The organism is Mycolicibacter sinensis, from assembly GCF_001667375.1.
Lineage (GTDB): Bacteria > Actinomycetota > Actinomycetes > Mycobacteriales > Mycobacteriaceae > Mycobacterium > Mycobacterium sinense_A.
On the sequence record NZ_LZIN01000003.1, the window covers coordinates 1 to 12,988 of the forward strand.

The window sequence follows — 12,988 nt, forward strand, 5'->3', positions numbered from 1 at the left end:
TGCCGAAGTGGCGTGCGCCGGTGGGGGTCGGGATGGGACCGGGCGTGGGCGTGGGGGTCTGTGTCGGCGGGTCTGGCATCGAGTGTGGGCGCGGCAACCTCGGTCGGCGCATTGTCGGTGCCGCCGACCTGGGCCGTCGCCGCGGCGACACCGTTGGAAGCACTGGCTCCGGCGACCCTTCCGATGGCGATGTCGGCCGGCGAAATGGGCGGCGTCGGAATGATCGGCGCCCCAATGTTCCTGAGCGCGTTACCCCGTGCCGCGATGGCGGCAAGCTCAAGTGGCCCGGTAGCTGTCGCCGGGTTGGGCTCTGCCGCAAGCAAGTACGACCCGCCCCTCAAGGTGGTCGCCCGACCTGCCGCGGCCGGGTACGCCGCCGAATCGACCGACCCGCCGATCACCAAATACCGCTACCCGACGGTCGACGGGTATTCGCTCAACGGGCACACGCCCGCCGGCTACCGGGCGGCGATCGTCTACTTGCCGATCACCGACGACGAACCGGCCACCGTATGACGGGGCGGGAAAGCCGCCGCGCGCTGCAGCGCGGTCAGATCCGCCGGACGTACCAACCAACTGTCACTTAGACAACCGCAAGGTAAGGAGATGAAATGCCAACACGTTTTATGACCGATCCGGACGCGATGCGCCTCATGGCGGGCCGGTTCGATGTGCACGCCCAGACTGTCGAGGATGAGGCCCGCCGGATGTGGGCGTCATCGACCAACATCTCCGGCAGCGGCTGGGGTGGCCTTGCCGAACGCACGTCCTACGACACGATGGGCCAGATGCAGAACGCGTTCCGCAACATCGTGACCATGCTGCACGGGGTACGGGACGGCCTGGTTCGCGACGCCAACAACTACGAGCAGCAGGAAACTGCCTCGCAACAGATATTGAGCAGCTGAAAGTAATTGGGGGACGAGTGCTATGACCATCAACTATCAGTTCGGTGACGTCGACGCTCATGGTGCGCTGGTGCGTGCCCAGTCGGCCTCTCTCGAGGCGGAACATCAGGCGATCGTGCACGACGTGCTGGCCGCCGGAGACTTCTGGGGCGGCGCCGGCTCGGTGGCCTGCCAGGAGTTCATCACCCAATTGGGACGCAACTTTGCGGTCATCTACGAGCAGGCCAACGCCCACGGCCAGAAGATTCAGACCGCGGGCAACAACATGGCCAGCACCGATGCGGCCGTTGGGTCCAGCTGGGCCTAGCGGCATCGAGCCGAACCCAAAGACAGTGGGGGACTGACCGTGACGACCGGTTACCGCGCAGCCGATATTCGGGGCAACGTCGCGCCAGCCGCTCTGCATCCGGCGGTGCGCGGCTGGAATCAACAGCTGCGCTCCCTGTCGGTAGCCAAACACGTAGGAGCCGAGCTTAATTCGGTGCGTCCCGAGCCCCTTGACTCCTTCGCGACGCTGTCTCTTCGGGCACGATGGCAGCACCGGTACGGCAATTGGCTGCTGCTCTCAGATGGCATTGTCGTGAGTGTTGTTGTGGTGGCGGCGCACATTCTGCGGTTCGGCAACATGACGAGCGGCAGCCTGTGGACGGGGCGAACGTCGGTTTCCTACTTGGCTGTTTCGGTGCTGATCGGGTCGATGTGGACGCTGGCGCTGGCGATTTATCACACCCGTGCACATCAAGTGATCGGGGCCGGCCCCGAGGAGTTCCGTCGGGTGTGGACGGCGACGTTGTCTCTGTTCGGAGCCATCGCCGTCGTCTCGACGCTGTTCAAACTCGACATCGCTCGCGGCTATCTTGCGGTCGCGTTTCCGCTCGGATTAGTCGCACTTTCGGCAAATCGCCATCTGGCCCGGAGGTATATCGCAGGGCAGCGCCGCCACGGCCGATTCATGACTGCCGTGCTGGCCGTGGGCGGGGCTGAATCGGTCACCGACCTTGCACAGTCGCTGGCACGGCATCCGGCTGACGGTTACACCGTCGTCGGTGTATGTACCCCCGGTGTTCCCCAGGACGAGGACTTCACGCTTATCGTTCCCGGACTAGGTCCGCTGCGGGTGTTCCCCTACGACTCCGACATCACTTTCGCGATCATGGCATCGCAGGCCGACACCGTCGCATTGACCTCGTCAGGGGAGTTGGGGCCGGAGGGAATCCGCGATCTGTCTTGGCAATTGGAGAAACTCGGGGTTGATCTCGTGGTATCGCCGGGCATCGTCGATGTCGCAGGACCGCGACTTACCGTCCGGCCGGTGGCCGACTTGCCGCTGATTCACGTGGACAAGCCGCAATACCACGGGGCCAAGCGCTTTCAGAAGCGGGCGTTTGACGTCTGCTTTTCACTGGCGGCGCTATTGGCGGCATCGCCCATCATGGTGGTTGCCGCGCTGGCAGTGAAGGCAACAAGCCCGGGACCGGTGTTCTATCGCGCGGAACGCATCGGCCTCGATGGCGTGCCGTTCCGGATGATCAAGTTCCGCACCATGATCGATGGTGCCGACCGCCGGCTGTCCGAGGTGGCCAGCCTCAACGACAGCGTCGGCGGTGTGCTGTTCAAGGCTCGCGAGGATCCCCGAATCACCAGAGCGGGAAAGTTTCTGCGTAGGTACAGCATCGATGAACTCCCGCAGTTCATCAACGTCCTTCGGGGCGAAATGAGTGTGGTCGGCCCCAGGCCGCCACTGCGATGCGAAGTTGAGACCTACGACCACAGGGTTCGTCGTCGGCTGCTCGTGCGTCCCGGCATCACCGGACTGTGGCAGGTCAGCGGCCGATCTGATCTGTGCTGGGACGACTCGGTCCGGTTGGACCTGTCTTACGTGGAGAACTGGTCGATGCTCAACGATTTGGTGATTGCCGCAAAAACGATCGGGGCAGTCTGCGGCGCGAACGGCGCATATTGATCCCGCAATAAGTCATCTCAACAACAACGATTTTGCCGCTGAAAGCGAACACCGGACGGAAAGGTGGGCCATGCGACGAAATGCGTTCCCGCACGCGGTGGTGACCGGGATCGGCCTTGTCACACCGGTCGGTCGCGGAATCGAGGACTTCTTCGCGGCATTGTGCGCTCCGGTCTCCGGCCTGGTGCGCCCACCAGCGGGGCACTTCGCGGAAGGCTTGGTCGACGCGGTCGGTATCGCCCCGCAGATCGACGCCTTCAGTGTCCTTCCCGACACCGATGCAGCTGTCGCAGACCGCTTCTCGGTGACCGCATTGGCTGCTGCCGACGATGCGATCGCAGATTCCGGCATCAGGATCGGTGTCGATGTCGACCCGTTGCGGGTCGCAGCGGTCATAGCCTCGGCCACCGGCGGCATGGAAACGTTCGAACGGCAGGCGATCGTGCAGCACAACCGCGGGTTCGACGCGGTAGACCGCCATCTGTTCAACGGATTTCTGCCGAACATGGCGGCGGCCCGCATCGCCATCAAACACGGTATCCGCGGACCGAGCTTCGCGATCGCTTCGGCATGTACGGCCAGCGCGCACGCGATTGCCGAGGCGTTACGGCTGATCCGTGCGCGGGACGCCGACGTGGTGATCTGCGGTGGCACCGAAGGGCCACTGGGGCCCACCGGCCTGGCCGGGTTTCGCAACGCCGGCGCACTCGCCACCGGATGGGCCGAACCGGCCGCCGCGAGCAGGCCGTTCGACACCGACCGTAACGGCTTCGTGACGGCTGAAGGCGGCGGCGTACTGGTGATCGAACGTGGCGATCTCGCCGATGCGCGCGGAGGAAGCGGATACGCCGATCTCATCGGCTGTGGCGCGACAAGTGATGCCTACCATCTGGCAATTCCGCGACCGGACGCTAGTGGCATCGCCGACAGCATGCGCCTCGCGTTGCGCAACGCGGGTGTCGTACCGGCCGAGACCGGCTATCTGAATGCCCACGGCACCAGTACCCGTATCGGTGACGTCACTGAGGCAAAGGCCATACGCGCGGTCTTCGGCGAGCACCAGCCACTGGTGAGTTCGACGAAAGGCGTCACAGGGCATCTCCTGGGCGGGGCCGGCGTGGTCGAGGCAGCCGCAACGGTGCTCGCACTGGCACGCGAGCAACTCCCGCCGACGATGAATCTGGACGCTCCGGACAGCCGGTGCGATCTCAACCACCTCCGCGACCATGCGGTCGCGAAATCCGTTGAGATCGCGATGTCCAACTCGTTCGCCTTCGGCGGGCACAACGTGTCCCTGGTCTTCGGCGCCGCATCTACCCGACGTCGGCGCGAAGCACCGGTTCCGGTCGAGGAGGCCTGAGGTGGTAGCTGCGTATTCCGGTCGGCCAGCGGCCGACGCCTACGAGAACGACGAGGAAGCCATGACACACACCATCTTCTCCGACGCTGACATCGCCTTCGCGGACACCGCCGGGTTCGGTGAGGTGATGGCCGACTTCGCCGCCGCGGCGCGACATGCGGCTGACCTACCGGCCCTCGTGCACAACGGGAGCGCTATCACCTATCGAGAACTTGCGGCACGGATCTGCCGTACCGCGGCGCGCTACCGGCGGCGGCGAGCCGCCACGGAACGTCCGGACGCTCTGATCGGAGCGCTGGTCTCGCCGACCCCCACCGTGGCGGAGCACCTGCTCGCGATGCTGCAGGCCGGCGAAACCTACTGCCCGATCGACGCGGCTCTGCCCGCCGGCCGGAAGATGGCGCTGGCCGCGGCACTCGGGGTCGACCATCTGGTGACGCTGGCCCCGGAACACTGCGGGGTGACGAACCTACGGCTCCAAGTCCTTGACGAGGCCCCGGTGGCCCGGGGGGACCTTTCCTGGCAGCAGGACCATCCTGCGTACATACTGTGCACCTCGGGCTCTACCGGTGCGCCGAAACCGGTGGTGATCTCCCAGCACGCACTGGCAGTCACGGTGCGCATGCTGCGGCGGTTATTCGCGCTCACCCCCCACGACCGGGTGCTCCAATTCGCCTCGCTGGGGTGGGACACCTGCCTGGAGGAGATGTTGCCGGCACTGACTGCCGGTGCCGCAGTCGTTTTCGACGACGCGGCACACTCGGGCTCATTCCCGCGTTTCGTCCGCATGGTGGCGGAACGCGGAATTACGGTGCTCGACTTGCCGACGGCGTTCTGGCACGAACTGGTGCTCTTCTTGCACGAGCAACGCGAGACCCTGCCCGATTGCGTCCGGCTGGTGGTGATCGGGGGCGAGCGGGTCGATCCAACCCGGCTGCGGCAGTGGCGGAGCCTCGACTCCGGACAGGTGATGCTGCTCAACACCTATGGGTGCACCGAAACGACGATGGTGACGCACGCGGTCCGGCTAAGTGGCCCGGGCACCGAACGGGGAGTCGCGGATCACGAGGGTGAGGTGCCGCTGGGGCGTCCCTTGGCGCACGTGCGCGATCACGTCAGTGACGACGGTGAGTTGCTGGTGGCGGGCCCCAACCTGGCCACCGGATATCTCGGCTTGCCGGAGCTCACCGCGATCGGCTTTCCGTTTGCCGACTACGGCTTTGGGCCGACGCGCTGGTTCCGAACCGGTGATGTGGTCGTCCGCCGCGACGCCGGCTTGCTGTATCCGCGGGGGCGCATCGACGATCAGGTGAAAGTGCTCGGCGTGCGGGTCCATCCGGCTGAGGTGGAGGCGCAACTACAAAACCATCCTGCGGTCGCGGGTGCGGTCGTGGTCGGTGAGCGGAGGCTCGGACACACGACGTTGTGTGCGTACGTGGTCGCGGCAGCCGGTACTACGTCGGCCGAGTTGAGACGACATCTGCGTGAGCGCCTACCCGCGCAATTCGTACCAAGTCGCGTGCAATTCATTGCTGCCCTGTCCTATACGAGCAGCGGAAAGATCGATCGGGCAGCGACACGAGAGGCCGCGACCGATTGCCACAGTAGAGGAGTATCTCGATGAGCGCTGATTTCATCGTCCAGGTCTTTCGCCGCATTCTGGATACCGCGGAAGTGGATACGGATTCCGATTTCTTCGAACTCGGGGGCGATTCTCTGCTCGCCACCCGAGTGCTCAGCGCGATCGCCCGGGAATTCGGGACAGAACTGATGTTTGAGGACTTCGTCGATGATCCCTGCGCGGACGGACTTTTTGCGAAAGTCGCAGGTGTGACGCGATGAACGGGGCAGCTTCGCGGGTTGTCGTCGTTGGCGCCGGTTTGGCCGGGCTGACCGCAGCGGTCGAGTTGGTCGCGGCCGGGGCGGAGGTCACCGTTCTGGAGGCGCGTGATCGGGTAGGCGGCCGGGTACACGGGGTTCCGGTGGCTGACACCGCCGTCGCCGATGCTGGTGCCGCGTATCTGGGTGTTCGGCACACCGAACTGCTTGCGCTGTTGCGCAAGCACCGTCTCGGTCTGGTCCCCACCGGAATGGCCGGAGACAGCACGTTCCTGATGTACGACCATCGAACGACATCGGCGAATCGGATGCCCCCGTTGCGTGGCGTCGCGCTCGGCAAGTTGTTCGACAGGCTCGAGGAACTCGTCGACCAGGTCGATGCCGAGGCGCCATGGCGGAGCCCACGAGCCGAATACCTCGACGGGATCACTGCCGGGGGCTGGATGGACGATCAGGGTGTGCATCCGGATGCGCGAACCTTCTTTCCACTATTCATCGGCGAGATGATGGCGGCTGACCCATCCGCGATCTCCGCATTACACATGGCCTTCTACTTGCGTTCCGGCGGTGGAATCCGCTATCTCAACGCCTTCGAGGGCGGTGCCCAGCAATGGCGGATCGACGGCGGCGCTCATCGGCTGTGCGCGGCGCTCAGCCAGCGGCTCGGTCAGCGAGTACTCCTGGGGCATCCGGTGTACGGGATCGACCAGAATGCCGGCGGTGCGGTAGTGCGTTGCGTTTCGGCGGCTGACCGCACCCGACAGGATTATCCCGCTGATCGTGTGGTGGTCGCAGTCCCGCCACTGTTGGCCCAACGCATAGAATTCCGGCCAGGTCTGCCGACGCCACGCGCGACGGCGGCGACCCGCCCCGGTTGCGCGACCAAGGTGCATCTGACTTTTCCGGCTCCGCTATGGCGCAAGCACGGATTGTCCGGATGGTCGCTGAGTACCAATGGGCCGCTGCTGTCGACAGTCGACGATTCCCCGCCAGACGATTCCGCCGGGGTGCTCACCGGCTTTGTGACCGGCGCCGCGACCTCGTTGTTCGGCGAACTGTCGTCAACCAAGCAACGTGACGCTGCAGTCGCGCACGTGCACCGTCTTTTTCCACAGCTGCCGGCGCCGACTCGATGCACCGTCAGCGACTGGCTGGCCGAGAAGTACAGCAGGGGAGGATATGCCGCTCTTTTCGGCCTCGGCGACTGGCTGCGCCTCGGCCCGGCCCTGACCACGCCGCATGGCCGAGTCCACTGGGCGGGAACCGAAACCAGCTTGGAGTTCTTCGGTCTGATGGAGGGAGCCATCAGGTCGGGCCGGCGGGTGGCCGCCGAACTGATTCACGCGGCCGAACCGTCGACCGTGCCGCCCGAGGTCGTGGTCCGATGACCGCGCTCGAAGAATCGGTGCCTGCCGAATTCATGCCCGCCACCGATCAGCCGTATAACTATGTGCGCAAACGCTTGTCCGAGCCGGATTGGTGCCGTTTCCCGGGCTGGGCGGGAGTCACCGACGCGCAGTGGCGCGATCCGCAGTGGCAACGGGCGCACTCGGTGAAGAACATCGCAGAGCTGCGTAGGGTGATGGGTAACCTGCTCGAAGAATGTTTCTATGCCGACTTGGCCGCCGATCAGCAGCGGCGGGCCACCATGTCGATGCTGCTGCCGCCGCAGATGCTGAACACCATTGCCCCGCACTGCGTGCCCGAAGGCGGCGGGCTCACCGATGCGTTCTACGCCGATCCGATTCGGCGTTACATGTTGCCGCTGTTCAGCGATCGTGACGTGGAGTGGGGATCGCACCCCTACGCCCAACGAGACTCGTTGCACGAGAGCGACATGTGGGTAGTGGAGGGTTTGACTCATCGCTATCCGACCAAGGTGCTCGCTGAACTGGTGGCAACCTGTACGCAATACTGCGGGCACTGCACGCGGATGGATCTGGTCGGCAACTCCACGCCGACGGTCAGCAAGGCCAGGCTGGGACTACGCCCGGATGACCGGCAAGGCCGGATGCTGGACTACTTGCGCGCGACACCGGCGGTCCGGGACGTGGTGGTGTCGGGCGGGGATGTCGCCAACATTCCCTGGCCCCGGCTGGAATCGTTTCTCATGCAGTTGCTCGACATCGACACTATCCGTGACATCCGCCTGGCGACCAAAGCGCTGGCCGGGCTGCCGCAGCACTGGCTGCAGGCCAAGGTGCTCGAAGGAGTCGCCCGCACGGCCCGTGTTGCGGCCGACCGCGGGGTCAACCTGGCGATGCACACCCATATCAACCATGTGCAGTCGGTGACGCCGCTGGTCGCGGAAGCGACGCGAGCCCTGCTCGACGCCGGGCTGCGAGACGTGCGCAACCAGGGAGTGTTGTTGCGCGGGGTGAACACCACCGCCGACGACCTGCTCGACCTGTGCTTTGCGCTGCAGGGCGAAGCGAACATCCTGCCGTACTACTTCTACATGTGCGACATGATTCCCAACGCCGAACACTGGCGGATCGCCCTGGGATATGCGCAACAACTGCAGTCGGCGATCATGGGTTATCTACCGGGCTTCGCGACGCCGCGGCTGGTATGCGATGTGCCCTACGTCGGCAAACGGTGGGTCCACCAGGTGGTGGAATACGACCGGACGCTGGGAATCTCATACTGGAGCAAGAACTATCGCACCGGCCTCGATGCCATCGATGTCGATGCCTTCAATCAGGTCTACCCGTACTACGACCCGATCGACAGCTTGCCCGCGGCCGGGCAGGCGTGGTGGCGGAGCAACGGCGAATGCGCCACGCATTTTCGGCAGAACGGCTCAGGCGGCCCGGGTGCGGTCGCACCCACCGCGATTGCGCCGCAACGGCCTAGCGCAGCGTTGCCCGCGAAACGCAAGATCTGATCCGGCACGCGGAGGGAGAGATGATGACCAACGCGAAGGAATTGTTCCGGGAGCTCAGGAGGGATGTCATCCTCTATGAACTCAATGAGGTTCCGTGGCGGGTAGTCGACTACTACATCGAGCGGCGCCCCGACTCCCACCTGGCCGCGCTGGTCCGCGGAGGCGAGTCGTTGACCACCCGTCACGATGACTCATTACATCTGAGCCCATGGCGGACGTGGCCCAGCTTGCACACGTCGACTTATGACCACAACTCGTTCGACCTGGGTCAAGATCCTGCCACGTTTCGCGGTGACCCGATCTGGGACGTCGCAGACCGAGCAGGTCTTAGCGTGGGAATCTTCGGTCCGATGCAGAGTTGGCCCGCCCGGCAGTTTCGAAGTGGTGGTTTCTACATCCCCGACACCTTCAGTCAAGACAGCAAGACATATCCCGCCGCGTTGGAGAGATTTCAACGATTCAACTTGGCGATGACCTTCGAGCAGGGTTTCTCGTCGAACATGCCACTGAAGCCGACGGCACTACTCGCTGCGGGGTTTGATCTTGTTCGGCGCGGGCTCACACTGCGATCGGCCTACACGCTCGTCGCCCAGCTGGTCAGCGAGAAGCGTGATAGCCGATATAAGGCCAGGCGATCGGCCCTCCAGGCCCTGCCCGCTTTCGACCTGTATTGGCGCCTGCATCAGACGTACCGACCGCGGCTCAGCATCTTCTTCACCAACCACGTGGCAGGCATGATGCACCGCTACTGGGGCGATGCCATGCCCGATTACGCCTACGAATACGAGACCGATGACGTGTACGGCGATTTCATCATGACCGCGATGGATTACACCGATCGGCAGTTGGGTCGCATACGTAAGCACCTGGCAGCCAATCCGGCATCGATGTTGGTGATTGCGGCGAGCATGGGCCAGGGCCCGATACCGACCGGATTCACCGACCGTGATCTGTTTGTTCTCGAGGATCCCGCGCAGCTGCTCTCGCGACTTGGTCTGAAACCCGCCGAGGTCCGTCTGGCCATGTATCCGGGCATCTCCCTGGTCTTCGCTGACGAAGCGGAGGCACGCGAGGCGATCATCCCCCTGGAGTCGGTGCGGACTGACAACGGCGGGCAGCTGTTCAGTTCCGCGGAACTTCCCTGCAGGCAGGAAGGCCGGAGCGTAACGTTCATGATCAATCTCGACGCGGAGGCCGGCCAACGCACTCGATTGCGTTATCTGCCACTCGGCGCCGATGCCGAGGCGATCGGGATGCCGGCAGAGCTGGGGTTGGCGGTGCGTCAGAGACTTGGCGGAGGCAACACCGCCTATCACATCCCGGACGGAATGCTGCTGGCCTACGGCGCAGGCATCGCGCCGGATTCATCGCGCAGGGAGGTCGATGTCCTGGACGTCGCCCCATCGCTGCTGGCCAATCTCCTCAACGTCCCGCCGGCACGGACGATGCGGGGAAGCCCGAGTCTGTTCACCTATGGGCGGCTCCACTCGCCAAGTGACACAAGCGATTCGCGTACCCCGGCCTAGCGTTCCGGCCCGGACCGAGTCGTGCCGGGTCAGAGGCATTACTTGGTAACCTCTGCTACGGCGGCGACGTCCACCGACGACGTCCGTTTACGCGCCTCCCACGGCGCGAAATAGGCCAGTCCGAGCGAGGATGCCAGAATCGTTCCCACCGCCAGGCCGACGGCGATGCCGGTTGCGCTGCGGAACAACAATGCGCCGCAGCAGGAAGTCGAGAGCGTCGCCGTCATCGACACGACCTTGAACCGCACCACAGCCGAGCTCCGATTGAACGTTCTGAGAAAGACACCCAAAGCGAACGCGACTGCGGTTGCGCAATACTCGATCACCACGATGGGAAGCACCTGCCGTGCGGGTTCGAACGATTCCCCCAGCAGGTAAGCGCCGACGCTGTCCGACAACGAACACAGCACCACGCCTCCGATCACAGCCAACGCGGCGATGCCGCCCAACAGTCGTAAGGAGGCGAACCAGACGGTGCGAGGCGGGGCGGAATCGCGGGTGCTCTCCGAGATGACGACCAGCTGCAGGGCCGATGCCAATATCGCAATGGGCGACAACAGGACAGTTGCACCCCGCAGCGCCGCCGTGGCCGTGGCGCTCACGAGTGCCGCGGCCATAGCGAGAACCAGGAAGACGGTGGTCTGCTCGAGCCCAGCATCGACGCCGTACCTGATGCGGTGTTGCCACCCGGCCGTCGCCCATCTTCTGAGGCCGGTGATCCTGGGCCGTACCCGAAGATCGGTCGCGATACCAACAGCGGCGATCAGGCCGAGGCTCGCCCACCCCCCGATCAACCAGGACACTGTCGACATGTTCAGCCAGGCCGTGACGATGAGCAGCACAGTCCCCAGGAACCAGACGCCATCCCAGATCGCCGCGATGTGCGGTCGGCCTTCGGCGATCGTGACGTACCGCAAGACGTCCTGGCACAAGACGATCGGCGCAGCGACGCCGAGCAGGAGAGCGGGAAGGCCGAGCGCGCGCCCGAAGAGCACCATCACGGCGAGCGCGGCGCAGCCGATCGCTAAGCCGGCGGAGACGGCGAAGGAACCCTCCCGGCGTACTCGCTCGGTCGTCTGATCGGACTTCAGCAGCAGCGGAGTGCCGAGCGCACCCCGTTGCGTCACCAGGATCGCGATGAGGGCTGTGATCATCAGAACGATTCCGCCGAACTCTTCTGTCGTGGACACGACCGCGACGGCGAATGTGAAGATCCCGTTGCTGGCGCTGGAGAAACCCTGGTCGATCGTCGCCGAGAAGACCCGGGCCCGGCGGCCCAATTTTGCGGGCGCCATTACTGTTTCGACATCGCATTCACCGACCCGCGGGCGGGAAGCCCGCGGGCTGCCGAAGCCGGTGAAGGTTTCGCTGTGACGACCCATGCGCTGCACCTCGCCGTGAATCGGGCACTAGCCGGAGAGGAAAACGAAATACAACAGCAACGCCGCCAGCACCGTCACGATGATCGCCACGATCATCCGCGTCATCAGCGGTGTGTTCCCTGGACCCGTTGTCCTTGATCTCATTGTCGGCGCCGCCCCCCCGGGTTGTGCCAGGCATCCGAATGTCGCCGGACTTGCCAGCATCCAGCTTCCCACGAAATAGCGCTGTCGGACCGCGAAAACAACGGCAACGGGAAGAGTCTTGCGGCGGCGTCAACGCAGTGCGGGGGTAGCGACGAGAAATACGCTCAGAAATCCGACCATCGCGAATGCTGTGCCATAGAGCAGATTCAGCGCCAGCAGTCCGCCCACTCGGGCGGCGAACCGTAGTGCCTCAGACATGGTTTCAACGGCCGGCCAGGGCTGGAAAACCGACGTCAAAGGAGCCGCCGTGGAGAGGAAGCCGGCAGCCACCGGCGTCAACACGGGGTAGTAGTGCGGATAGACCGTCAATGCGGCCACCAACGCGCAGGCGCCGCAGTTCCCGGCGATCACCAGCCGTATCGACGGTTGCCGGAAATAGAACAACGACAACAGGACTGCCGCGCCGGCGCCGCCGACGCACATGAGCGGCAGCGCAGTCATCCGGAATGCTCTTCTGCCGCCCGGGGCCGTCGACGACGTCTGATGCTCACGAACGCTCCAGCGACGACGCCGGCAGCGGAGCTCACCGGGAGCAATGCCAGGCAGGGTAAGCCCCACATCGGAGCACTGCCGATCGTCAGCGTCGTGATCACGCTGATACTGCACAGTGCCCCCGATCCGCCCCACACGGTCGCCAGCAGGCGAGGTTGTGCCCGAACCGCGAGCATCCAACCCAGAGCGAACGAGGCTGCCGCGGTGAACAGCAGCACCGAGATCCATCGCTGCGGCAGCAGCGGCCACATCGACGCGGACACTTCGCGGACCGCAACACCGAGCGCCGCGCCGCAGGCAACGTAGGGCAACAGTCGAGAGGCGCGCTTCCTTGGCGAAACGGTCACCACCGCGCGATCATATTCCTGTGTCCTGCTATCGGACCCAGGCCCGGCTGGATTTCCGCGGTCTTGCGGACGGTCCGGCG

At 64.7% G+C, this 12,988-nt stretch carries 13 protein-coding genes; 10 read left to right on the plus strand and 3 right to left on the minus strand.

The window, feature by feature from the left end:
* The 10 genes from A5771_RS00425 to A5771_RS00470 form a co-directional block, all read left to right on the plus strand.
* Positions 1-516 (plus strand): PPE family protein, SVP subgroup (locus tag A5771_RS00425; RefSeq protein WP_207545364.1); only part of this gene is annotated, 516 nt, incomplete at its 5' end.
* Positions 517-611: 95 nt separating this feature from the next.
* A complete protein-coding gene (locus tag A5771_RS00430; protein WP_082946974.1) occupies positions 612-908 on the plus strand; it encodes a WXG100 family type VII secretion target in 297 nt (98 codons plus the stop codon).
* 22 nt (positions 909-930) lie between these two features.
* Entirely contained in the window at positions 931-1,215 is a 285-nt protein-coding gene (locus tag A5771_RS00435) for a WXG100 family type VII secretion target (protein WP_064853237.1), read from the plus strand.
* A 39-nt stretch (positions 1,216-1,254) separates the two neighbouring features.
* The gene (locus A5771_RS00440) at positions 1,255-2,871 is read left to right on the plus strand and encodes a sugar transferase (RefSeq protein WP_267887451.1); all 1,617 of its coding nucleotides are present in this window, start codon (positions 1,255-1,257) and stop codon (positions 2,869-2,871) included.
* Between the two features lie 70 nt (positions 2,872-2,941).
* A complete protein-coding gene (locus A5771_RS00445; RefSeq protein ID WP_064853238.1) occupies positions 2,942-4,231 on the plus strand; it encodes a beta-ketoacyl-[acyl-carrier-protein] synthase family protein in 1,290 nt (429 codons plus the stop codon).
* A 1-nt stretch (position 4,232) separates the two neighbouring features.
* A complete protein-coding gene (locus A5771_RS00450) occupies positions 4,233-5,855 on the plus strand; it encodes an AMP-binding protein (RefSeq protein WP_234782877.1) in 1,623 nt (540 codons plus the stop codon).
* Complete coding sequence (locus tag A5771_RS00455; protein WP_064853239.1) at positions 5,852-6,073, plus strand: acyl carrier protein; 222 nt, start codon at positions 5,852-5,854, stop codon at positions 6,071-6,073. Before A5771_RS00450 ends, A5771_RS00455 begins: the two co-directional genes overlap by 4 nt.
* Complete coding sequence (locus A5771_RS00460) at positions 6,070-7,458, plus strand: flavin monoamine oxidase family protein (RefSeq protein ID WP_064853240.1); 1,389 nt, start codon at positions 6,070-6,072, stop codon at positions 7,456-7,458. Before A5771_RS00455 ends, A5771_RS00460 begins: the two co-directional genes overlap by 4 nt.
* Positions 7,455-8,957 (plus strand): KamA family radical SAM protein, encoded by a 1,503-nt coding sequence (locus A5771_RS00465; protein WP_234782878.1) that lies wholly within the window; start codon positions 7,455-7,457, stop codon positions 8,955-8,957. The genes A5771_RS00460 and A5771_RS00465 overlap by 4 nt, the downstream gene beginning before the upstream one ends.
* Before the next feature lie 20 nt (positions 8,958-8,977).
* Complete coding sequence (locus A5771_RS00470; protein WP_064853241.1) at positions 8,978-10,483, plus strand: hypothetical protein; 1,506 nt, start codon at positions 8,978-8,980, stop codon at positions 10,481-10,483.
* Positions 10,484-10,521: 38 nt separating this feature from the next.
* Here the strand turns inward: A5771_RS00470 and A5771_RS00475 are convergent, their stop codons facing one another.
* From A5771_RS00475 to A5771_RS00485, 3 genes are all read right to left on the minus strand, one after another.
* Positions 10,522-11,865 carry a hypothetical protein gene (locus A5771_RS00475; protein ID WP_131808871.1) on the minus strand — a complete coding sequence of 448 codons (1,344 nt, stop codon included), beginning with the start codon at positions 11,863-11,865 and terminating at the stop codon, positions 10,522-10,524.
* Positions 11,866-12,138: 273 nt separating this feature from the next.
* A complete protein-coding gene (locus A5771_RS00480) occupies positions 12,139-12,510 on the minus strand; it encodes a hypothetical protein (RefSeq protein ID WP_064853243.1) in 372 nt (123 codons plus the stop codon).
* On the minus strand, positions 12,507-12,911 hold the full coding sequence (locus A5771_RS00485) for a hypothetical protein (RefSeq protein ID WP_131808872.1): 405 nt from the start codon (positions 12,909-12,911) through the stop codon (positions 12,507-12,509). Before A5771_RS00485 ends, A5771_RS00480 begins: the two co-directional genes overlap by 4 nt.
* Positions 12,912-12,988: the final 77 nt, after the last annotated feature.